Annotated in this window: 19 protein-coding genes; 3 read left to right on the top strand and 16 right to left on the bottom strand. The window is 41.7% G+C overall.

Going from position 1 to position 22,947, the window contains the following annotated elements:
• Positions 1-340: 340 nt before the first annotated feature.
• The 15 genes from AC6HZ4_RS05575 to AC6HZ4_RS05505 form a co-directional block, all read right to left on the bottom strand.
• On the bottom strand, positions 341-1,447 hold the full coding sequence (locus tag AC6HZ4_RS05575; RefSeq protein WP_497493991.1) for a GerAB/ArcD/ProY family transporter: 1,107 nt from the start codon (positions 1,445-1,447) through the stop codon (positions 341-343).
• Positions 1,448-1,520: 73 nt separating this feature from the next.
• Positions 1,521-2,636: a GerAB/ArcD/ProY family transporter gene (locus AC6HZ4_RS05570; protein ID WP_497493990.1), complete on the bottom strand. Its 1,116-nt coding sequence runs from the start codon at positions 2,634-2,636 to the stop codon at positions 1,521-1,523.
• Between the two features lie 38 nt (positions 2,637-2,674).
• Positions 2,675-2,905, bottom strand: coding sequence for a hypothetical protein (locus tag AC6HZ4_RS05565; protein WP_497493989.1), 231 nt, complete (start codon positions 2,903-2,905; stop codon positions 2,675-2,677).
• Positions 2,902-4,101 (bottom strand): Ger(x)C family spore germination protein, encoded by a 1,200-nt coding sequence (locus AC6HZ4_RS05560; protein WP_497493988.1) that lies wholly within the window; start codon positions 4,099-4,101, stop codon positions 2,902-2,904. Before AC6HZ4_RS05560 ends, AC6HZ4_RS05565 begins: the two co-directional genes overlap by 4 nt.
• A gap of 33 nt (positions 4,102-4,134) precedes the next feature.
• Positions 4,135-5,700 (bottom strand): spore germination protein, encoded by a 1,566-nt coding sequence (locus tag AC6HZ4_RS05555; RefSeq protein ID WP_497493987.1) that lies wholly within the window; start codon positions 5,698-5,700, stop codon positions 4,135-4,137.
• 152 nt (positions 5,701-5,852) lie between these two features.
• On the bottom strand, positions 5,853-6,935 hold the full coding sequence (locus tag AC6HZ4_RS05550) for a GerAB/ArcD/ProY family transporter (protein ID WP_497493986.1): 1,083 nt from the start codon (positions 6,933-6,935) through the stop codon (positions 5,853-5,855).
• Between the two features lie 377 nt (positions 6,936-7,312).
• Positions 7,313-8,590, bottom strand: a complete 1,278-nt coding sequence (gene aceA / locus AC6HZ4_RS05545; RefSeq protein WP_497493985.1) for an isocitrate lyase — start codon at positions 8,588-8,590, stop codon at positions 7,313-7,315.
• Between the two features lie 54 nt (positions 8,591-8,644).
• Positions 8,645-10,234 carry a malate synthase A gene (gene aceB / locus AC6HZ4_RS05540; protein WP_497493984.1) on the bottom strand — a complete coding sequence of 530 codons (1,590 nt, stop codon included), beginning with the start codon at positions 10,232-10,234 and terminating at the stop codon, positions 8,645-8,647.
• Between the two features lie 400 nt (positions 10,235-10,634).
• Positions 10,635-11,909, bottom strand: a complete 1,275-nt coding sequence (locus AC6HZ4_RS05535; RefSeq protein ID WP_497493983.1) for a M48 family metallopeptidase — start codon at positions 11,907-11,909, stop codon at positions 10,635-10,637.
• A gap of 685 nt (positions 11,910-12,594) precedes the next feature.
• On the bottom strand, positions 12,595-14,127 hold the full coding sequence (locus AC6HZ4_RS05530) for a fatty acid--CoA ligase family protein (protein ID WP_497493982.1): 1,533 nt from the start codon (positions 14,125-14,127) through the stop codon (positions 12,595-12,597).
• A 240-nt stretch (positions 14,128-14,367) separates the two neighbouring features.
• On the bottom strand, positions 14,368-15,342 hold the full coding sequence (locus AC6HZ4_RS05525) for an ABC transporter permease (RefSeq protein ID WP_497493981.1): 975 nt from the start codon (positions 15,340-15,342) through the stop codon (positions 14,368-14,370).
• Positions 15,339-16,886, bottom strand: coding sequence for a sugar ABC transporter ATP-binding protein (locus tag AC6HZ4_RS05520; RefSeq protein WP_497493980.1), 1,548 nt, complete (start codon positions 16,884-16,886; stop codon positions 15,339-15,341). Before AC6HZ4_RS05520 ends, AC6HZ4_RS05525 begins: the two co-directional genes overlap by 4 nt.
• Positions 16,887-16,953: 67 nt before the next feature.
• Entirely contained in the window at positions 16,954-17,922 is a 969-nt protein-coding gene (locus AC6HZ4_RS05515) for an ABC transporter substrate-binding protein (protein WP_497493979.1), read from the bottom strand.
• A gap of 301 nt (positions 17,923-18,223) precedes the next feature.
• On the bottom strand, positions 18,224-18,994 hold the full coding sequence (locus AC6HZ4_RS05510) for a DeoR/GlpR family DNA-binding transcription regulator (protein ID WP_497493978.1): 771 nt from the start codon (positions 18,992-18,994) through the stop codon (positions 18,224-18,226).
• Positions 18,995-19,028: 34 nt separating this feature from the next.
• The gene (locus tag AC6HZ4_RS05505; protein ID WP_497493977.1) at positions 19,029-19,763 is read right to left on the bottom strand and encodes an MBL fold metallo-hydrolase; all 735 of its coding nucleotides are present in this window, start codon (positions 19,761-19,763) and stop codon (positions 19,029-19,031) included.
• Between the two features lie 172 nt (positions 19,764-19,935).
• On the opposite strand from AC6HZ4_RS05505, the gene yhfH reads away from it, so the two are divergent.
• Positions 19,936-20,067, top strand: coding sequence for a protein YhfH (gene yhfH / locus AC6HZ4_RS05500; RefSeq protein WP_497493976.1), 132 nt, complete (start codon positions 19,936-19,938; stop codon positions 20,065-20,067).
• Between the two features lie 19 nt (positions 20,068-20,086).
• On the opposite strand, the gene AC6HZ4_RS05495 is transcribed toward yhfH, so the two are convergent.
• Positions 20,087-21,100 (bottom strand): LacI family DNA-binding transcriptional regulator, encoded by a 1,014-nt coding sequence (locus tag AC6HZ4_RS05495; protein ID WP_497493975.1) that lies wholly within the window; start codon positions 21,098-21,100, stop codon positions 20,087-20,089.
• Between the two features lie 252 nt (positions 21,101-21,352).
• On the opposite strand from AC6HZ4_RS05495, the gene AC6HZ4_RS05490 reads away from it, so the two are divergent.
• Positions 21,353-22,057 (top strand): polysaccharide deacetylase family protein, encoded by a 705-nt coding sequence (locus AC6HZ4_RS05490; protein ID WP_497493974.1) that lies wholly within the window; start codon positions 21,353-21,355, stop codon positions 22,055-22,057.
• Between the two features lie 292 nt (positions 22,058-22,349).
• Positions 22,350-22,859: an HXXEE domain-containing protein gene (locus tag AC6HZ4_RS05485; protein WP_497493973.1), complete on the top strand. Its 510-nt coding sequence runs from the start codon at positions 22,350-22,352 to the stop codon at positions 22,857-22,859.
• Positions 22,860-22,947 lie beyond the last annotated feature (88 nt).

The raw sequence follows: 22,947 nt of genomic DNA, 5'->3' as shown, positions 1-22,947 counted from the left end.
GCTTTTGCATCTCCCTAGCAGCACGTATACCGCACTGTGAGAGGAGATGGGAAATTAGAAATGAGAGGTCGGTTGCAAGAGCCGAATAGCCTCTTGCTTGTATCGAAACACGTTCTTTGATTCCTACTGCAACAATTGTTTAGAAAAGAGCCTTGTTTAAAAGAAAAAGGGAGCTGTATATGTGCTCCTTTACGACAATTGTTTAATTGGGATGTCTTGAGCACCAGAACCATCCAAATAGAATGGAACCCATTAAAAAAATCCACCTACTATCATCGTTATAATCACAACTGCATCAATTCGTTCGATAAAATTTCCAACGGAATAAAAATGGAACATTTTATTCCTTTATGGTGTATGATTTATTTTTCCACTTCTTCTGTATAATCGAGATAAATAGCAACACGATCGGAATGAGCGTAAAAATAGATGATTCCAAAACGGGAATGACGGTTTCAATAAATTTGGACAGTTCCTGCATGTTAGGAGATGTCCATATGCCGAATAAAACCATCAAAAAACCGATTGGAAATACAAGGGGGCGGTAATCAGACAGATGTAACCATTGGGCCGTTCCCAGAACAAGTACATAATAAAAAATTGAAAGTTTAATGAATACTCCCATTACCCAAATCACGATTACGAGTGACTCAAGATGTTCAAAAAAAGTAGAGATGCTAATGTATCGGAAAGCAGTAAACACTGGATGGGTATAAATGGTTACTGATTCTCCAAACAACAAAAGGCTAACGATATTGATATAAATCATGACCAACATACTGAAAACCACCGAAATCACACTCCATTTCCTTCCTTTTTCACGATCTGTCAAAAAAGGAAGCAGCATGGAGGTAAGAAAAACTTGACCGAACCAAAGCGATGGCTGAATTGCTCCTCTGATCGAAGGGCCTATACCATGCTCCATGATCGGAAACATATTCTCTAGTTTTAAGTTAGGCAGGAGCAGTACAAATAGTACCAGTGTAAGCATATAGATTGGAACAAATATTTGGGCAGTCCTTCCCAGCACTTCCACACCGCCTCGTACAGCGAAGCCGCAAACAAGGACCATGCTCCCAATGACTACGATCATCGGGGTTTTGGGGAGAAAGGAAGTCATAATAAAATCTGCATATTCCCTATTGATCAAGCTGGATACATACAGGAAATAGAATAAGAAGATGAAGCCAAGTACTTTTCCTATAATCCGTCCTACAATGTGTCGGCTGTATTGAATGATGGTTTCCTTTGGGTATATTTTATGTAGCTGATATACAACAAACGCTGTCAAAAATCCATTAAAGGACGCCCAAATTGGCGAAATCCACATATCACGAAGCGCATGCTTGCCCGTAACAGTCGGAATGGTAAGAATAGCGGTTGATATCATTGGCGGTAATATGAGAAATGCCATCTGTAATGCAGAAATTTTCCCTTTTTCGATCATGTTCTTTTTACCCCATTACATTATTCTTTTATTATCTTTATGAAGTATTTTAATGTATAAAATACTATATATTTCATTGATTTATAAGCGTATGATTTCGTTTTTCCTTCCGATTCTTTTTCCGTATGATTGCGATGAGCAGCAGCATCATCGGAATGAACGTCATAATAAATGGTATATAAAAAGGGTCAATTGTTCCCAAAAAATGGGCCAGTTCCTGCAGATTAGGAGCTGCCCATATACCAAATAGAAGCACAAGAAGACCAAGTGGAAGTACAATGGGCCGGTAGTCAGACAGATGCAGCCATTGGGCAGTTCCTAGAACAAGTGTATAATAGAACACGGAAAGTTTGACGAATAGTCCCATTAACCAAAGAGTAATTACGAATGATTCAAGATGTTCAAAAAAAGTAGAGACGCTAATGTATCGAAAAGCAGTAAACACTGGATAGGTATAAGTGGTTACTGATTCTCCAAACAAGAGAATACCCACCATATTTCCAATAATCAGGAATGACATAGCAGCAACCACTGAGATTATCCCCCATTTTCTTCCTTTCTCACGATCTGCTACAAAAGGAAGCAGCATAGAGATAAGAGAAACTTCGCTGAACCAAGCCTGCGGTACAGCTGATCCGAGGAGCGAGGGCATCACACCATGTCCCATAATCGGAAACATATTCTTTGGTTGTAAGTCAGGCAGGAGCAAAATGAACAGGAACAGCGGAAGTATAGATAGCGGGAATAACAGCTGGGCGGCTCTTCCCAATGCTTCCACACCACCCCGTACTGCAAAAGCACAGACCAGAACCATGCCTCCGATGATAACGATCATCGGGGTTTTAGGCAAAAAAGAAGCAATAACAAAATCCGCATACTGCCTAGCTATAAGGCCGCATGCATGCAATAAGAAGAACAGATAGACAAATCCAACGATTTTTCCTGGAATCCGGCCGACAATATGTCCGCTGTATTGAATAATCGATTCCTTCGGGTAGCGCTTATGTAATTGATACACGATAAACACTGTAAAAAGTCCAGTGAGGGCACCCCAAGCGGGCGAGATCCACGCATCGCGTCCTGCGTACTTGCCTGTAATGGCCGGAACGACAAGAAGAGCAGTTGCGATGATCGTTGGTATGATCATAAGCGCCATCTGTAATGCAGAAATTTTCCCTTTTTCGATCATTCTCTTGTCTCCTTCTTTTTGACTCATATTCCACGACCTTACTGTTTCTCAAACATCTTCCCAAGCGGTTTGAATAGCTTTTCAATCATCTGCGTAGGACCCGGCATATCCGGAAAGAACAGAAGGAGGATGGCAAGCAGCCATCCCGTCATTGTTAAGATTACAAAGGCCGATTTTTCCTTTTTCTGATTCCGATCCATTTTCGGCCATTCATACAAAGTGATAAGAACCACACATACTGTTATCCCTATTATCATTATCCATTTCATTTCTTTTCTACCTCTTCTTCTTTCAAACCCGCCGGTGTGGTAGATAAACCAGGTCGGCGTATATGTGTTTTAACATCTATTTTCACGTCTACTTTTGGAAGGACCGTATCCCAATGCTCTTTGACTTTCTCCCATTCTTTAGGATATTTGCGGTGAAACGCATCTGCGAAACCGAACGGGTCTACATTCATCTCCTCCTTTACTTTTTTCAGAGACAGATTAATGCGTTGTGTGATGTCTTTTTCTAAGTCCTTTTCTACCCTCTTCGTAATTTGTGGACTCATAATGTCAAGACTGGTTCCATTTTGCACAATCGTACCTTCCGCTGTGATCTTCGCTAAGATCCTCCATTTTCCATTCTTAATGGCAGGGACGAGCTTCGTCGTTTGCTGAATAGGATCCAATGATATGGATCCCTCTTTCTTCGATTTTACTGTAACTGCAGTCGCTTGGATTTCATTTCGCAACCACAACAATCCCCTTGTTAATTTAACATCAATTTGACCAACCATTTTATCCTTCTTAAAAATAGCAGTCCCGACTATGTAAGCAATCGTTTCTTCTTTTTTTCCACGCAGTGGCGGTAAAACTTTAATGAAAGGCAGGAGAGCTGCTCCTGCATCACCTGTTAACATCTGTTCGAAATCTTTCACGGTTATATCTACACCAATCTGCATCTCAGATAGCTTTCGGAGCGCTTCTCCCACGTACCGCTCTAAAGGCGGTTTTAATGCTAGAATATTGGCGGCCATCCCATCACTGACAAACAAATAAGCGCGTTCCCGAGGCTCTGGATGGCGAAGTAAATAGTCAATTTGCTGATGAACACCTCCTTCTTTCGCGAGCTTCTCTCCGATAATGTACATTTTGCAGTGCCCCCAAAAGATTTTACGTGGAAACTTTGTCTGGAGCTTCGACGTAGCATCTGCCATATTTTCTCCGATCGCCGATCTTACCAGGACATGAGTGTCTCCCCCTCCCCCTCCCAGCGGCCCGCCGCTCACAGCCCGAGGAATCAAAATTTGAGCGGTAAGCCTGATATTTTTCCCCTTTTCCTTGTCAATGGCAGCCCCTAACACCAGTGCTGTGTCATTCGTTTCTCTTCTATCCCAGCAGCCGGCAAGCAGAAAGCTAGCTGAAAACAAGAGAAGAACGGTAAATATTTTTATGATGTTTTGAGATAGAAAGAGCTTCATCCTTTTTCACAGCCTTCCCGTAATGCCTCCACTCTACTGTTCATCTCCTTTACTCGGATTCGGTTTTTGTCCGGGGGCCTGTCGATATTGGTTGAATTCTCCAGTTAAATGGGGACGCGTGTTCATCATCCACCACGGAGCCCGAATCAAGGTATCTTTCAACTCACGCCCCTTCATGGGAGCGAAGGGTTGAAGGTATGGAACCCCAAAAGAACGCAGCGTGCATAGATGGACAACGATCGCAATCACTCCAAGCATAACCCCAAGCAAACCCAGCGAACCGGCAAGAAACATAATAGGAAAGCGCAGCATCCGTAATGCAATCCCTTGCGTATAATGCGGCACCATAAAGGACGAAACGCCTGTAATCGCAACAACGATGACCATCGGAGCGGAAACCAGACCGGCTTGAACGGCAGCTTGACCGATGATCAAGGCGCCAACAATACTAACCGCAGCACCGACCTGTCTCGGAAGCCGAACCCCAGCTTCACGCAGTGCTTCAAATGTAATCTCCATCATTAATGCTTCCACAAGCGCCGGAAAGGGAACGGTTTCCCGTGAAGATGCCGCACTAATCAACAAGGCCGTTGGCACCATCTCCTGATGGAAGGAAAGGACCGCTACATAGAGAGAAGGTAAAACGAGAGAAAACACCATAAAGATAAAACGCAACAAGCGGATGGCTGAGCTGATTAGGTAGCGCTGGTAATAGTCTTCTGCCGACTGCAGTAAGGAAAAAAAGCTAATCGGAGCAATTAAAACAAAAGGAGTGCCATCCACTAGAATCACCACACGCCCCTCTAGGAGATTAGCAGCAGCTGCATCCGGCCGTTCCGTATTGATGAGCTGCGGAAAAGGCGAATAGGGATTATCCTCAATCAGTTCCTCAATATACCCGCTTTCCAGTACACTTCCTATGTCGATGCGCTGCAATCTGTTTTCGACTTCCTCAATAAGGGTTTGATCCGCAAGTCCTTCTATATAAGCGATCACAACATGGGTATCAGTATAGCGCCCGATTGTCATCGATTTCATTTTAAGATTAGGACTTTTGATTTTTCGCCGGAGCAGGGAGGTGTTGACTCCTAATGTTTCTACAAAACCTTCCCGCGGTCCCCGTACAACGTTCTCTGCCGCCGGCTCTGCAATCGAACGCTTTTCCCACTTAGCCAACCCCAAGGCGAGTCCGGACATTTCTTGTTGCATGAAAAGCACGGCATTCCCAATGGAGATATTCTCTATACAATCCGCGAACGTCTTGACTTCTTTCACCTTTGAAACGTGTATCTTTTTCTCTAACATTTCCCGTGGACTGCGAATCATTCCTTCTGTTTCCGACGTAAGCGGGGCGAGCACATGATTATCAATCTCCTCCGTATTAGATAGACCCTCTACATAAATAAGAACGGCTTTCGTTTGTCCGCCAATCAAAAACTCCCGGAAAACCACGTCAAAGCAATCCTGATACACAGAGCGAAGAACCTGCAGATTTTCATCCAAGTCTGCAGAAAGCGGTACTTGTTGCCTGGTATCTTGTTGTTGCATATAGATTTGTTTTGGCTTATGGAATCGTTTTTGACCCTTTCGAAACAACATGAACCGCTCCTTTCTCCGTCTGAAAAGCGTGATGAGACCTATTCTTTTCTTATCTTGTGACATATCTATCAAGCCTATTCTATCTAATTGGGAATTTCATTAACTGTTTCATAATGTTAGTTTCAGATTATCTTGTGCATATGAGGGGCGAGTTAAATCTGTTTTCTTGTTTTGAACATTGAGACAGTCAAAAGTAACAGTGGAATCAGGATTTGAAATGGGATTGAATACCATTGCCACACTTTAGTTGCAAAGTAGACCATCTCCGCTAAATTAGCATAAACCCACTGGGACAGCTCGATCATTAGAATAGCGAGGGGTATCAGGTGAATTTTGTAATTTTTTGTCCCTAATGTTTGAGTAAGGCATACAGCGCTAACGTACAAGCAAATACTGATTTTGATAAATAAGCATATTAGCCACACGATGAATATTACAGAATCAATACCAGAAAGGAAGTGACCTATCTCAATATATTTAACTGCCGTATAGGTAGGATGAGTAGCAGTGGATGCACGAGCGCCTAAAACTAAAATATTTTGAATGTCGGCAATTAAAAGAAATACTCCTCCTCCTCCAATCGCCTGTAAAAGCGTTTTTTTAGTTTGGGCAACATTGTTTATATGAGGAATGACCATACTAAATAGAATAGTCTCTCCGAAAGGAAAGCCGACTAATTCAGTCATCCCCTGTACTACAGGTACCCACCCTTTATCCAATATAGGAAGCAAGTTAGTAAATTTCATATCTGGAATCAGAAGAAAGAAGGTGATTAAAATTGATATAATCACACTTCCGAACCAAAATTGTCCGAATCGTCCTAGCGCTTCGATTCCTCCGTGAACTGCCCATACAACAATGGCAATCAGTAATGAATCAATCACTATAGACGGAGTTTTGGGCAGTGCAACCGTCACGCTAAACTCCGAAAAGTTTCTTAAAACGAGCGCACCAAGGTGTAAACTATACCAAGCATATAATATCCCGATGATTTTTCCGGCCCATTTCCCCAGTAATAATTCGCTAATCTCAATAATGGATTTACTTGGATGTAACTGGCATAGGTATCCATAAATCCAAACAATTCCCCCTCCTATAACTACAGCACCTATGATTGAAATCCAAGAATCGTGTCCAGCACCAGCAGCCAAAGGTAATACTATGGAACTTCCAATAATATACAGGATCATCAAAATTTGCAGCTGTGCGTTAGATATTTTTGTTTTTGCACTCATGCCATTTCTCCTTTGGATAGAAGATCCTATTCATTGAAAGTTATATTACCCTGAAAAAGGGGGACCTAAACGGAAAATACCCTTATATGTTTGACATACTACACCACCAATGGCCGGCTTCTGAATTTGGTCACATATTTTTATCACCCCTTTTAAACAAAAGGAGCAGCCAGAGGCTACTCTTGAAATACATCTATATAAAAATGACAACTGATAGCTACCCTCCAAATCACTAAAAAATGGTGGTTTAGCAAAAAATGTTCTTAAATACGTATCTAAAGAAGATTATTTTATACCCTGAAATGATACTTCCAATGCTAATGTTTGCCTAGATTTATAGAAAAAACCCCTTCCTCAGAAGGGGCTCATCGCTTTCTTTATTTCGCAAACTGCTCTTCCTCTGTAGATCCCTTTAATGCCGTTGTTGAGGATGTTCCGCCTGTAATTACCTGTGCTACTTGGTCAAAGTAGCCTGTTCCAACCTCACGCTGGTGGCGGGTTGCGCTGTAGCCATATTCTTCAGCAGCAAATTCAGCCTGCTGCAGCTCGGAGTATGCTGCCATACCGCGCTCCTTATAGCCGCGCGCCAATTCAAACATACCGTAGTTTAGGGAGTGGAAGCCAGCTAATGTTACGAATTGGAATTTGTATCCGTATGTCGCAATTTCGCGCTGGAAGTTCGCGATTGTTTCATCATCCAATTTCTTCTTCCAGTTGAAGGAAGGCGAACAGTTATACGCTAATAGCTTACCTGGGAATTTCGCGTGAATAGCATCTGCAAAGCGCTTCGCATCCTCTAAATTCGGCTCGGATGTTTCACACCAAATAAGATCGGCATATGGCGCATAGGCAAGACCGCGAGCAATCGCTTGATCGAGACCTGCACGAGTACGGAAGAAGCCTTCTGTTGTTCTTTCACCTGTAATGAACGGCTTGTCGTTGTCGTCGATATCACTTGTGATTAGATCCGCTGCGTCAGCATCTGTACGGGCAATGATAATTGTTGGAACGCCCATCACATCGGCTGCAAGGCGTGCAGAGATTAAATTACGTACTGCTGTTTGCGTCGGAAGTAACACTTTTCCGCCCAAATGACCGCATTTTTTCTCCGAGGATAATTGGTCTTCAAAATGTACACCGGCAGCGCCCGCTTCGATCATGCCCTTCATCAGCTCAAAGACGTTTAGTTGACCTCCAAAGCCGGCTTCTGCGTCAGCTACAATTGGTACGAAGTAGTCAATCTCGCCGTTTCCCTCCATGTGCTGAATTTGGTCAGCGCGCTGAAGCGTCTGGTTAATACGTTTTACGACAGCTGGAACGCTGTTTGCCGGATATAAGCTTTGATCTGGATACATTTGACCAGCAAGATTGGCATCTGCAGCTACCTGCCAACCACTCAAATAAATTGCTTTCAAACCAGCCTTTACTTGCTGCATCGCTTGGTTACCAGTTAGTGCACCGAGGGCATTGATGTAATCCTCTGTATGAAGGCCTCTCCAAAGCTTTTCTGCACCGCGTCGAGCAAGCGTGTACTCAATATCGATGGAACCGCGCAGGCGAATTACATCTTCAGCAGTATATGGGCGTGTAATGCCTTTCCAACGAGAGTCCATTTCCCAGCTTTCTTGTAATTGTTGAATTCTTGCATGTTTCATTATCATTCATCCCCTTTAATAGTTTAAAAGATTAATTGTTCGTAAATGGCTTTCTTATAGAATGTCGTAAGCCGGCAGCGTTAAGAAGTCTACGAATTCATCGTCACGCACGAGTTTCGCGAATAGCTCTGCCGCCTCCTCGAAGCGTCCGTTCGCAAAATTGCCGCTTCCGATCTCCTGCTGAATTTTCCGCATTTCTTCCTCCTGCAGCTGCTCTACAAGTTCCAATGTAATTTGTGTACCATCTTCAAGCTTGCCATCTTCATGGCGTACCCATTGCCATACCTGAGCCCGGGAAATTTCTGCTGTCGCAGCATCCTCCATCAAGTTATGAATGGGTGCAGCACCTCTACCGCATAGCCATGATGCAATATATTGAATCCCGACATTAATATTGGTACGCAATCCTTGTTCTGTAATCGTTCCAACAGGCACCTCGATTAGCTGCTCCTCTGTCACATGAACATCATCGCGTTTTACATGAATTTGGTTTGGCGTTGTCATAATCCGGTTAAATACTTCAAGCGCCACCGGTACAAGTCCCGGATGGGCAACCCATGTCCCATCATGCCCCTCCGCAGCCTCGCGTTCTTTATCGGCACGCACCTTTTGGAACGCTTGCTCATTCGCCGCAGGATCATTCTTAATCGGAATTTGTGCTGCCATGCCTCCCATCGCTGGTGCATTGCGGCGATGACAAGTTTGAATCACCTTTAGACAATATGCTTTCATAAATGGAACTGTCATTGTCACCTGAGCTCTGTCTGGAATCAGGAACTGTGGCAGCTTGCGAAATGTTTTCAAGAAGCTGAAAATATAATCCCATCTGCCGCAATTTAGTCCTGCAGAATGATCACGCAGCTCGTACAGAATTTCATCCATTTCAAATGCAGCATGAATGGTCTCTATAAGTACAGTTGCTTTAATCGTACCGTTCGGAATACCGATGTACTCTTGCGAATAGACAAACACATCATTCCAAAGTCTTGCTTCTAGATGGCTTTGCAGCTTTGGAAGATAAAAATACGGACCGCTGCCTCTTTCAAGCAAGTTCTTCGCATTATGGAAGAAATATAATCCGAAGTCGAACAAACTTCCTGAGATTTCTTCCCCGTCTATGAGAATATGTTTCTCGTTTAAATGCCATCCTCTTGGTCTTACAAGAAGAACAGCTGTTGTTTCGTTAAGCTTATATTTCTTTCCATTTGGGTGGCTGAGTGAGATTGTTCGATTGACGGCATCGCGTAAGTTGATTTGGCCTTCGAGGTTGTTGTGCCATGTAGGAGAGTTAGCGTCTTCAAAATCCGCCATAAACATTTTTGCGCCTGAGTTTAAAGCATTGATGACCATTTTACGATCAACCGGACCGGTAATTTCTACACGGCGGTCTTGCAGATCCGCTGGCAATGGCGCGATTGTCCAATCACTGTTTCGTATGTGCTCTGTTTCCTTCAAAAACCTAGGAAGCTCCCCATTATGGATTCGCTCCTGTTTTTCTTTGCGAAGCGCAAGTAATTCTTTTCTCCGTTCATTAAATCTCACATGCAGAGACTTAATAAACGTTAGTGCTTCAGGTGTTAAAATTTCGGAAACGGCAGCTGCTGTGTCTTCAGTAATTGTAACCCCAGACGTTTGTGTTGGCATATAACCAACTCCTTTCCATACCGACTGTATTATAACACATCTGTTTTATAACATATTCCCTTTACCTGTTTTATATTATATAACAGATTCCCGGAAATGGAAGATATTTTTTGAAATTTTCGGTAATTTTTTATGTAAAAGTTGAAAATCAAGGAAAAATAAGCCTAAAGCAAGAGAGAAAGGTCACTTTAGAGAAGAGAACACCAACATCTGTATTAACACAGAATAAGAATTAGAACACCCCTGCTTATCTGCTGCATTCTATACTCTTTCCCCCTAAAAACAAAAGTGACCCGAAAAGGGAATATGCCCCCCCCTTTTTCAGGTCATTGTTGGATAACAATTAACTGTTCCAGCTCCCATACACGAAGGAAAATTTCCGAAAACTTATATACTCCAATCAAAATTCCTTTCTCTCTTTATCTTTTCCATACTCTTCCAAATAAGTAATCCTCTCAAGCATCGTTGGATGTGTATATAAGAAAAGCTTTACAAGCTCCGGTGGATTTACCTGACTTAAGCTTGTTTTGGAAAGGTCTTGAAAGGTCTTCACAGCCGCTTCACTATCCTCCGTCATTTCCATTGCGTACCGATCAGATACTCGTTCCTCTATACGAGATACGTAATTTTCCACCGGACTGAATGCAAAGGAAAGCACTGAGGAGATAAGGAAAAATAATGGAAGCACCGAAAAGCTGGCAAGGGTTCGAATGTTCAGTACGCCTCCCCACTTTGCAATCATAAACTGCAAGATGCGGTTGATGAGATATAATCCAACAAAGGATACGGCGATAGAGCTGGCTACAGCCCAATAAATATGCTTTTTCACGTAATGCGCCATTTCATGAGCCATAATAAATAAAATCTCGTTCTCGCCTAACTGCTTAAGAGTCGTATCCCATAGTACAATACGGGAATTCGATCCGATACCTGTTACATATGCGTTTAAAGACTTCGTTTTTTCGGACATATTTACTTCATACACATTATCAGCAGGAATGTCTGCTTCACTGGCGAGAGATAAAATTTTCTGCTTCAATTCCTGGTTCTGCAGCGGCTGGAAGTCATTATAAAGCGGGTCCAACACAACAGGCTGGATAAACGTTAGAAAAATTGTAAACGGTACAGACAAAGCCCAAGCATAGAACCACCATCTTTTTTCGTTTTTTCGGATCAGCCAAAGCAGAGTAGTAACAACAAGCAGCATAATACCGAAGCTGACCCAAAAATCAATTACAATATCCTTCATCCAGCTTGCAGGTGTTTGTGTTGAGATGCCATACGACTTTGACACCTGATAGCCCATCCATTTAAACGGAAGCGCCAAAGCTGTCGTTAACAGTGATAAGTAAAAGAAATAAATAGCAGCCTGCCCAATGCGCAGCTTTGTAATCTGTTTAGACCAATTCTCAAATCGTTTGGAGATACCAAGAACAAGAATAAGGAATAAAACGAGCCATTCAAACGGCGTCGACAAAAAGAACAGCAAATATTTCGTTCGAGAAAACTCCTCACTTAGCATAAGCTCTCGGGCATTCATAAACGTTGCTGGATCAGCGCTTGTTCCTTTATATGCTTCTGGAATAGCTGTGCTTGTTCCATAAAACAAATACCAATATATAAATAGCCCGAAACATACATACATAAAAAGAGACCAACTCACCGCTTTGCGCATCTGTTCCCCTCCCTTTGATGTACAAACTAGTGCACGTACTATTATTGTAGCGCGCAGCAAGAAAATTAGAACAAGCAATGCCAGATTGTTCACGCAATCTTCAATCTCCTCTTTTCTATTTCTTCTTCATCTCTTGTAAGATAAAGATCGGAGGAGATGGCATATCAAAAAGCTGTACATAACCCTTGTCGTTCTTTTAGCATCTACAATCGGCGCAGTATTTTTTATTTCACTAAATATCGAAACATGATGTGGGAGCTTCCTATACCATGATCCTGGCGACGGAAAGTATAACACATACTTGCTAGGCAAAAAGAATTGCTTAATTGAAGTATTTGGTATGGGTGAAAAAGAGTTTAATAGAGAAAAAGTGTTGAAGAAAATTGAAGGTACGATATAAGCTGGATGAGATGTGTCCGGTTTTTTTATATTATTTTTAATTTCGTTGAAACTTTTTTTATTTTTATCCGTTGATATACATGAAGGGAGGGGGAGAATGACAAACATTGAAGCAATGTACGAAGCATATGGGAAGGATGTATTTCACTATTTACTCTCCCTTACTGGTAAACGGGAAGTCGTGGTAATATAATTTGCTCCTTGAGGCCTAAAAGCTATTACAATCACAACTATGTATGGTGTGGAGAAAGCGCAAAAGCAAGGCCGGAGTCGGCCTTGCTTTTCCTTACGCCTTCATAAACTGTTGCCTCAACGCTCTTCGCAAAATCTTGCCCGTCGTATTTTTTGGCAGCTCCTCTAAAAATTCAATGGAAGCTGGGACCTTGTATTTCGCCAGGTGAATCAAGCAATATTGAATTAGCTCTTCTTCAGTAATAGCTGTATCCTTCCGTACAACAAACGCCTTCACAACTTCTCCCTGCTCCTCATCAGGTATGCCGATCACAACTGCTTCCGTAATGGAAGAATGAGCGTATAATACCTCCTCCACTTCGCGAGGATAGACATTATAGCCTCCAACAATAATTGTATCCTTTTTCCGATCCACAATATAGAAATAGCCGTCGTTATCCATGCGTGCCAAATCTCCCGTATACAGCCAGCCATTTCGGATAGTCGCCGCTGTGTCCTCCGGCATTTTGTAATAGCCCTTCATAACATTTGAACCACGGACAATAAGCTCACCTATCTCCCCCGGGGGCACTTCTTCTCCCAGTTCATTCACTACCTTGTTTTCCACGTTGGAAATGTTTGTCCCAATTGATCCCGGCTTACGAGGACGATCAAGCGGATTAAAGCATGTGACTGGTGACGCTTCCGATAGACCATACCCCTCTGAAATCATTACATTAAACTTCTTTTCAAAGTTTTCAAGCAGCGCCAATGGCATCGAGGCTCCCCCAGAAGCACAAAGACGAAGCGTTTGTAAGTCTTCAGCATTTCCTTCAGGATACTGGTAGAGAAAATTATACATAGTCGGCACACCGGCAAATACAGTTGCTTCATATTCTCTGGCAATACGGAATACCTCTGCCGGGCTGAACCTTTGGACAATCAGCATAGTCGCACCACTTACAATTGGCGCATTGAGCACAACCGTTAAACAAAATACATGGAACATTGGCAAAGCCGCTATTACTTTATCATTCTCTGTATAGCGCAAATAGGTAGTCGTATCCTTTGCATTGCTGTATAGATTTCTGTGTGTCAGCATAGCTCCCTTTGGCTTGCCCGTCGTACCAGAAGTATACAAAATAACCGCTGTATCATCATCTTCGAGGCTTGGCATTGCGGTCGGAGCATCACCTAATTGCAATATATTTGAAAACGGTTTCATTTTCTCGGTATAAGCAATCTCTTGATTTGCGGAGGTTGGACAAATGATAATTTGTTCCAAGGAAGGAAGTGTTGGAAAAATGGTATGAATGGTTGGGAGGAGCAAATCTAGCATAATAATAGCCTTTACGTCACCATTGTGCAGAATATACTGTATTTCACCTGCCGTATAAATTGGATTGATAGGGATAACGGTTGCACCGATGCGCATCGCTCCATACAAACCGATAATAAAATGTGGAGAATTGCCGACAATAAGCGCAACATGATCCCCCTGCTTCACGCCGAGCTTTGATAAACCGCTTGCAAATCTCTCAACTGCAGCGGCTAGCTCTGCATAGGACGTTTTCTCATCCTGAAATATGTAAGCCGTTTTCTCACCCTTTGTTTTTGCCGTCTGTAGTAACGATTGAACGAGATTCACAATAAGCTCCTCCTTTTTGAACAATTCAAAAAATTCTAAATCTATTATACTTGGAAGAAAATAACTAATGCAAGAGGAATATTTTGCACCACGATTTAGAAGAAAAATGGACTGCCATGCAAAACCTAGCAAAATCAAAGGTTTGTGTGACAGTCCATTTCGCATTTCCTCTTATAGGCATGCTTGTTTTCGTTAGCCTTTTCTACCTCTCAAACAATCGACATTGTACTTTAGAGCTGATTATTTCGTACGCAGACGATCTAACAAAACAGCTAGAATGATAACTGCCCCTTTAATGACAAGCTGCCAATAGTAGCTCACATTCAGCAAAGTAAGCCCGTTACTAAGGACTCCCATAATCAGTGCTCCGATAATCGTTCCGCGAATGGTTCCAACCCCGCCGGTAAAGCTCGTTCCGCCGAGAATAACAGCGGCAATCGCATCAAGCTCGAAACCATTACCGGCTGTTGGCTGCCCGGAGTACAGTCTGCCCGCCAGTACTACACCCGCAAGCCCTGATAAAAGACCGCTGATTACATATACCTTAATGAGCGTGGCTCCTACTTTAATCCCAGTCAGACTGGCAGCTTCTTCATTTCCGCCGATAGCATAGACATGACGTCCAAACATCGTATATTTTAAAACAAAGAAAGTAATTACATAAATGAAGGCCATAATGAAAATCGGTGTAGGAATGCCTATAATATCACCCGCACCAAAAAACTTAAATAACGGATCTGCCAATACGATTGGATATCCTCCGCTAATTACGTAAGCAAGTCCTCTGATATATGTAAAGCTTCCTAACGTTACAATAAATGCCGGAAGTTTTACTTTAGCCGTTAAATAGCCATTCACAAATCCAGCCGCCACACCAATTGCCACACCGGCTGCCATGGCAACGATAGCATTGACTCCCTGCTGAGAAAGCATAACAGCTATAACACCGGACAATGCAACCGTAGATCCTACTGATAAGTCGATACCGCCAGTCAAAATAACAAATGTCATTCCTGCTGCTAAAATAGCGATAATAGAAATTTGCTTTAATACATTAAGAAGATTATTCACTTCTAAAAAATTTGGCGTAAGAATTGACAGAACAATGCACATTAACACAAGAATCACGATCGTGCTATACTGATTCCATAGCTCTTTAACATTTAATTTTCCCTTTGCACGATTAGTCTGTAAAACCGGCATGTCTGTTTTCATGCTATCTCTCCTGTCGCATAATACATAATTTTTTCCTGCGTCGCTTCAGCTCTTGGCAAGTTCGCTCTGATTTTTCCTTCATGCATAACTAGAACCCGATCACTTACACTCAATATTTCTGGAAGCTCGGAAGAGATCATAAGAATAGCCATTCCCGACTTCGCCAATTCATCAATAATTTTATAAATCTCAGCTTTGGCCCCTATGTCAACACCGCGAGTCGGCTCATCCAGAAGCAGCACTTTGGGCTGGATAAGAAGCCATTTCGCCAACACAACCTTTTGTTGATTGCCGCCGCTTAAATTGATTACCTTTTGTTCAGGAGATGAAACTTTAATACGTAACTTCTGAATATAATCCGTTGCCTCTTGATGAATTTCTTTCCAATTTAAAATTCCTGCATTGCTGTACTTTTGCATCATTGTCATTGCTATATTTTCCTTAACAGACAAATCGAGAAACAAGCCTTGTTCTTTTCTGCTTTCTGGTACAAGAGCAATACCATTCTCAATTGCATCCCGATGACAAGCAATTTCTGTCTGTTTCCCATTAATCCAAATTTCACCTGATTTATTGGCAACAGATCCAAAGATGGTTCGAACGAGCTCCGTTCGTCCCGCCCCGACTAACCCGGCAAGTCCTACTACTTCCCCGGGATATACCTGCAGGTTAATCTTATCTATCACTTTATTATCAGATAACCCCTTCACTTCAAGAACAGGAACCTTCTCTGCTACCTCTACACTGCCATTCAGTTTTCGTTGGAATATATCCTTCGGTTCACGTCCTACCATTAATTTCACTAAATGATCTGGATTCGTCTCTTCAATCGGCATACTGCTGACCCATTGGCCATCCCGAAATACAGTACAGCGGTCGGAAATTTTGAAAATCTCATCCATTCTGTGCGAAATATACACAATCGCGACACCTTTGGCTTTTAACTGATCAATAATAACAAATAGCTTATCAATTTCTTTATCTGTAAGCGTTGCTGTTGGTTCATCCATGATTAATACTTCCGCTTGAAACGACAGTGCACGCGCAATTTCAACCATCTGCTGCTCTGCAATACTCAAGGATGACACGAGCGTTTTGGAATCTAACGTTGAACCGATAGATTCCAAAACCACAGCCGCTTTCTCATACACTTCCGCCCATTTCACCATGCCAAATTTATTTTTCGGCAAAACGGTTCCCATGAAAATGTTTTCAGCAATTGTTAAGTTAGGAGATAACTTTAATTCCTGATGGACAACACTAATTCCATTCAATTTCGCCTCTAAAGGATCTTTCCATGTCACATTTTGATTCTTATACTCTATCATTCCGGAATCCGGCTGATACACGCCACATAAAATTTTCATCAAAGTAGATTTTCCTGCGCCATTTTCCCCCATAAGCGCATGCACTTCCCCTTTATACAGCTCCAGCTGCACATTATCAAGCGCTTTCACTCCAGGGAATGCTTTGCTTATACCCGACATTTTAAGAATAGAATTACCTTTCGTCAGAGGACGATCTGTCATCTTAGAATGTTTCACAGTATCCCTCCTTCTATGTATCATTGCAGTACGAACACTCGGTAACCGCTAATACAACCCCCTGATCTTACCAGCCTTTATAGCTGTCAACTGTATCTTGTGTGACTAGTTCTACCGGCACCTTAATCTCAGACTCTACTTTTTCGCCTTTAATAATTTTCATACCAATATCAACAGCTTTTTTCACAATTTCGTCAGGATGCTGCGCAGATGTTGCCACAAAGCTCTTTTTCTCCTTAAGAGCGTCTACTGCTTCCGGAGCACCGTCAACTCCCACAATAAAGAACTCCTTATCACGTTTAGCTTGCTCAGCAGCAATCTTTACTCCAAGTGCTTCAGGGTCATTAATTGCAAATACCGCATCAATTTTCCCTGATGAATTCGCTTGCAAAATATTTTCCATTACTGTTAACGCTTTTTCTCTGTTACCTTCACCGTTTTGCTTTGCTACAACTTTCACATCTGTTCCTTTGATCGCATCTTCGAATCCTTTAATACGATCTGTTACAGCAGTTACTGGAGGTCCATCAATAATTGCAATATTCCCTTTGTTTTGTAAACGCTTTAGAAGATATTCGCCAGCAAGCTTCCCTGCTAAGTAATTATCAGAAGCTACAGTTGCATCTACTCCGCCGTCTGCACCAACATCAACTGCAATAACCGGAATACCTGCTGCCTTCGCCTGTTGTACAGCAGCTGCAATTCCTTTTGAATCTACTGCATTTAAAAGAATCATATCTACCTTTTTCGTAATAAAATCTTCCACTTGTGCCATTTGCTTCGATAAATCATAGTCAGCGCTTACAACAATCGCCTCACCGCCAAGTTCCTTAGCAGCCTCTTTAGCCCCTTTTGACATAGAAACAAAGAATGGATTACTTAATGTACCCACTGTTAGGCCAATTTTAATCTTTTTGTCCTTTGAATCTGAAGCGGATGAGCTAGCTGTGTTACTGCTTCCATTACTGCAGGCTGCCATCATAAGCAGCAATAAAACCATGAAAGGTGCCAACACTTTGTACATAGCTTTTTTCATTTTTCTTTCTCCCCTTTTTTCTTTTAATAGTTCCCCTTGCCTCTTCTTCCTCAACCCCCGATATTTACTGGTAACGCTTTCACTCCTTTGCTCATTTTTAATCATTTTTCACCATATAAATCTCTCTCGGTGCTCAAATATGATTATTTATGATTATAATTTACACATTCATAAATTACAATCATTTTCTATGAACTTTTTACCATAACGTATAATTAATTCCATTGTTGGTTTATTTAACAAAAAAAAAACCACATAAGGCCGACTCGGCCTTATGTGGTTTAAAAATAGCTATCATGTACTACGGACAAACAATATACACATCAATTCCAGTTTCTTTGAGCTTCTCCACAAACGACTCAGGAACACCGTCATCGATAATACATTTATCTACTTCATGAATATCGGCAAATTTTGCAAAGGCCGATTTCCCAGCTTTGCTGTGATCTGCCAACAAGATAACTTGCTTTGATATTTGAATCATCTTTCGTTTCGTTCCCGCCTCGATAAGATTAGGAGTTGTTAACCCATCTTCGGCTTCAAGCCCATTCGTTGCGATAAATGCCTTATCTACTCTCATCATTGATAATCCAGCTTCGGCAATCGGACCTACTAGCGCACATGTCTCTTTTCGTAAGTTTCCTCCTATTGTCACGACATCAATTCCGGGCACATCCTGTAACTCCTGCACAAAAATAAGCGAATTTGTTACTACTGTTAACCTCGAAAAAGCCCGCAGCTCCTTTACAAGCTGGAAGGTTGTTGTTCCAGCATCAAGCAAAATTGTATCGCCTTCTTCAATAAATTCCAACGCTTTTCTTGCGATTGCTTTCTTCTCCTCCTGAAACTTATCTTCCTTCTCATTAAAAGTTGGTTCAAAGTTGACGTTCTGAAGTGCAATAGCTCCTCCATGCGTTCTTCTCAATAATTTTTCTTCCTCCAGCTCCGTTAAATCCCTGCGAACTGTGGATTCAGATACTTGAAAAAATTGACTTAGTTCTTGAACAGAAGCCCTTAAATTTTCTTGTACATATTGAAAAATTTTCATTTTTCGTTCTTCGCCATACAACATAGAAATACTCCACTCCCTATATAATCTCTCTCTTTTACTCTCCCCACATATAGCCGCTGCTCGCCAATTCAACTGGTCCGTCAAAGATGGCCTTTGCCTGCTGAACTAAATTAGCAATGTTCCCAGCATGAGGAAGGTGCGTTAATAACAGTTGCCCTACAGCAGCTTCTTTTGCAATAATCCCCGCTTCCGTGCTGTTCATGTGCCCAGCTTGCGTTCCGTCCTGGTCCGCATACATATTGCACTCGCAAATAAACAAATCCGCCTCCCTTGCAAACTCCATAAACTCCGATACATAGCTCGAATCTGCTGTATACACAATCGTTTTTCCTCCAGCCGTGATTCGCATCGCAAAGCACGGAACAGGATGCTTCGTTTGCAGAAATGAAATCGTAAATGGGCCAATTTCAAGTGTTTTCGTTGGATCATATGCTACACCCTTCGTATATGGCTTATGTGTTAATGAAGCAAAGCCTCTCTCATCCAACATATGACCGTAAATTGGCATCTCCGGCACATTGCCGACTGTTAAGCTCTTAATTAGACGTCCATATTGAAGCACCCCGATATCTGCCACATGATCATGATGATAATGAGACAAAATGACTGCATCAAGTTCTTCAACCTTTATATACTTTTGCAGCTGTGATAATACAGCACTCCCGCAATCAACAAGAAGACGAAAGCCATCATGCTCAAACAAATAACCGGAAGTAGCCTCTCCTCCCTCTGGATAGCCCCCCCAAAATCCAATTACCGTCATTTTCATACCATTCACCCTCTCTTATTCTTTCCATTCGTTAGTTTTATCACTATCTTCCACTATAACCGGTAAATTGAGCGTTTTCATTATTTTTTATTTTGTTATAAAACAGTTGTTGACTTTTTCTAGTTGTGTTAATACAATGATAATAACAAAAGAACATTAAGGGGGAACACACATGTTACAAAAACCATTGGAATTCTTCAGAAATTTACCAGCAAAAAAATGCTGTGAGTGCGGAAGAGAAATTGAGGAGCTGCACGAAGTGTATCAAAATAAATGCGACGACTGTACACATACAGCGGAATAAAAAAAGCCCAGCATATTTGCTAGGCTAATACAGTCCTATGTTTCATGGTAGAACCTTTAATCATTAATTCCAATTCAAACTCGTATACTTCTTGTCTTCTATAGTTTTTTGTTCGAATTTTCTCCATCATTAATTCAATTACTTTCTTTGCCATCTGATCAACGGGTTGACATACTGTTGTAATTGTCGGCTCCATAATTTCTGATAACAGCTGATTATCAAAGCCGACAACAGCAAGCTGCTCGGGAACGCTCCACCGATGGCACTTGGCTTCCAATATAATTCCTGCTGCTACTTCGTCCCCACCGGCGAAGATAGCAGTAGGATTTCCTTTTGCATCAAGAAGATCCCGAAATACTCTGCGGCCATCCTCCATATTATAAGCGTCCTCTACAAATTCAACAGAATCCACCTGCTCTTTATACTCTGATACAGCACGTAAAAAACCTGTTTTTCGATGCTGCACAACCATACTCTTATCACTGCCGCTGCAAAACAGCAGACGGCGATGTCCCTGTTCCAGTAAATGCTTCGTTGCTGCATATGCACCTTCCGCTTGATTAAACTTCACCATCGGAATATGCGCTTCATCTGTATACTCATTGCACATTACAATCGGCCCATGCTGCAAATACGGCTCCACAATAGACCAATCATTTTGCAGCGAACATAAAATAATACCATCGACTTGCTTCGTTGACAATAACTCCAAATATTCTAATTCCTTTTCAGGTAAATACCTCGTTTGACAAATGATTAGCTTGTACTTATGCTCTGAAGCGAAAATTTCCAATGATTCTATTAATCTACTGAAAAAGGGATTTGTGACACGAGGCACGAGTACGGCAACTGTCTCAGTTCTTTGCTTCCGCAATCTGCGCGCAGCGGAATTCGGCACAAAGCCAAGCGTATTCATCGCAAACTTTACTCGTTTTTTCTTATCCTCAGATACATATGGATGGTTGTTAATCACTCTCGATACAGTCGTTCGTGACAGACCCGCCAACCTCGCAACGTCCTCGATCGTCGACACCACATTCTCCCCCTTTTACTGAAAGCGTTTTCTGTTTTTACATTATATAGGATACGGTAAGAACTTTCAATGGAAAGAGGTATTTTTTGTTACATTGGAAATGTGACATTTTTTTGAACTTCTGTACAAGAAGTATACCTAGAGCACACCTTAGCCCCTCTATGATTGCTGTATGCTATAATGTACAAAGCTACAATAAAAAGAAAGGACTAGAGATATCCTTATATATCAACTCAGGAGGTCATCTTATACATGAAAAAAGCAGCAATAATACTTCTTATCTCTCTATCTGTGTTGCTAATATCAGCCTGCGGATTGTACAAGCTAATGAATTCCCGTACGTTTCAGCTATTTGGAGAGCTTACCTCCAGCATAGATACAGATCAAAAAATTGTGGCACTCACCTTCGATGACGGCCCGAATGATAAGACAGATCACATTCTACATATGCTAGAGCAAGAAAATATAAAAGCAACCTTTTTTCTCATTGGAGAAAACATGGAAAACTATCCGGAGGCACCGAAAAAATTAGTGCAAGCGGGTCATGAGGTCGGAAATCACACCTATTCTCATCAGCGCATGATTTTCAAATCTTCATCCTTCATTGCAAATGAGATTGAAAAGACGGACCAACTCATTCGAGAAGCCGGTTATGACGGTGAAATCTTATTTCGTCCCCCAAATGGAAAAAAGATTTTGGGACTACCTTATTATCTGAGCCAACATAACCGAAAAACGATTATGTGGGATGTTGAGCCCGAATCCTACCCCGAGGCAGCGAAAAGTCCAGAAACGATTGTTCAATATGTGCTTCAACATACAAAGCCTGGTTCTATTATCCTGCTTCATATTTGGCATTACTCTCAAGATGAGCAAAGCTATATTATAGAAGGCGTAGCAAAAGGATTGAAAGAAAAGGGCTATACATTTGAAACAGTTTCACAAATGCTACAATAGAAAGCTTTCCAAAAACAAGAAGAATAAAGCAGAAATAAAGAAAACTCGCCGATTGGCGAGCCGTTAGGTGAAGACAGAAGCATAGTTGCACTGATATTTTATTCCTAAAATTTCCTACTGCGTCGAATTGCTTCCAGCTGGAAATTTATACATTTTGAAATTATAACAAATTAGGGGACACATAGTTCCCCCTTCTCCTAACTCTCCTAATCTTATAACTTCCCAAACACCTATACATTCCATTACAATCAAGGTGCTAGTTGTTGAAAGAAGACACATAGGGGGATGAGAAATGCGATCCAATCATACTGTAAAGCTTAAGCCACTCATTTTGGCGTTTCCAATTCTATACCTCATTCACGATCTAGAAGAAATTTTCACCGTCGAACCATTCCTGCGGCAGCATACAGATCTCATACCATTTCATGTTACAACGCTTCAATTCACTATCGCCTTTCTGCTTTTATGGGCTTTAACGTTCATCGGATGCGTGCAGGCTGTCAAGAACAGACAATTTCTAGGCATGAAGCCTGATACATTCTTTGCATTTTTAGTTCCTGGCATTTTTTTCGCAAATGGCGTCGGCCACTTTCTTCAGTTTCTTTTCTTCCGCAGCTATGTCCCTGGTCTTGTTACAGCTATTTTGGTTATCTATCCGTATTCTCTGGTTGCTTTAAGGCGGCTGTTGAGAGAAGATGTATTGACAATAAGGAGATTTTTCTTGTTTTTTTGCTTGGGATTTCTTTTACAAGCTCCATTTGCAGCAGCTGCACTGTTTCTTGCAAAATTGTTACCTATTTGAACTTCAAAAACATCAGCGCATTACTCTATATGCTTTCAAAAACCAAAAAGGTAAGCAGCTATATTAGATCAACTAATACGTGTGCTTA

The sequence above is a fragment of the Ectobacillus sp. OTK genome (assembly GCF_059698935.1).
This window is presented reverse-complemented; position numbering and strand designations above follow the sequence as displayed.

What these genes read in the sequence shown, in the direction of transcription:
- AC6HZ4_RS05555 (WP_497493987.1), bottom strand. Translation starts at nt 5,700, where the DNA reads ATGTTGTTTCGAAAGGGTCAAAAACGATTCCATAAGCCAAAACAAATC.
- AC6HZ4_RS05485 (WP_497493973.1), top strand. Translation starts at nt 22,350, where the DNA reads ATGCGATCCAATCATACTGTAAAGCTTAAGCCACTCATTTTGGCGTTT.
- AC6HZ4_RS05505 (WP_497493977.1), bottom strand. Translation starts at nt 19,763, where the DNA reads ATGAAAATGACGGTAATTGGATTTTGGGGGGGCTATCCAGAGGGAGGA.
- aceA (WP_497493985.1), bottom strand. Translation starts at nt 8,590, where the DNA reads ATGAAACATGCAAGAATTCAACAATTACAAGAAAGCTGGGAAATGGAC.
- yhfH (WP_497493976.1), top strand. Translation starts at nt 19,936, where the DNA reads ATGTTACAAAAACCATTGGAATTCTTCAGAAATTTACCAGCAAAAAAA.
- AC6HZ4_RS05510 (WP_497493978.1), bottom strand. Translation starts at nt 18,994, where the DNA reads ATGTTGTATGGCGAAGAACGAAAAATGAAAATTTTTCAATATGTACAA.
- AC6HZ4_RS05575 (WP_497493991.1), bottom strand. Translation starts at nt 1,447, where the DNA reads ATGATCGAAAAAGGGAAAATTTCTGCATTACAGATGGCATTTCTCATA.
- AC6HZ4_RS05550 (WP_497493986.1), bottom strand. Translation starts at nt 6,935, where the DNA reads ATGAGTGCAAAAACAAAAATATCTAACGCACAGCTGCAAATTTTGATG.
- AC6HZ4_RS05490 (WP_497493974.1), top strand. Translation starts at nt 21,353, where the DNA reads ATGAAAAAAGCAGCAATAATACTTCTTATCTCTCTATCTGTGTTGCTA.
- AC6HZ4_RS05560 (WP_497493988.1), bottom strand. Translation starts at nt 4,101, where the DNA reads ATGAAGCTCTTTCTATCTCAAAACATCATAAAAATATTTACCGTTCTT.
- AC6HZ4_RS05570 (WP_497493990.1), bottom strand. Translation starts at nt 2,636, where the DNA reads ATGATCGAAAAAGGGAAAATTTCTGCATTACAGATGGCGCTTATGATC.
- aceB (WP_497493984.1), bottom strand. Translation starts at nt 10,234, where the DNA reads ATGCCAACACAAACGTCTGGGGTTACAATTACTGAAGACACAGCAGCT.
- AC6HZ4_RS05535 (WP_497493983.1), bottom strand. Translation starts at nt 11,909, where the DNA reads ATGCGCAAAGCGGTGAGTTGGTCTCTTTTTATGTATGTATGTTTCGGG.
- AC6HZ4_RS05525 (WP_497493981.1), bottom strand. Translation starts at nt 15,342, where the DNA reads ATGAAAACAGACATGCCGGTTTTACAGACTAATCGTGCAAAGGGAAAA.
- AC6HZ4_RS05515 (WP_497493979.1), bottom strand. Translation starts at nt 17,922, where the DNA reads ATGAAAAAAGCTATGTACAAAGTGTTGGCACCTTTCATGGTTTTATTG.
- AC6HZ4_RS05565 (WP_497493989.1), bottom strand. Translation starts at nt 2,905, where the DNA reads ATGAAATGGATAATGATAATAGGGATAACAGTATGTGTGGTTCTTATC.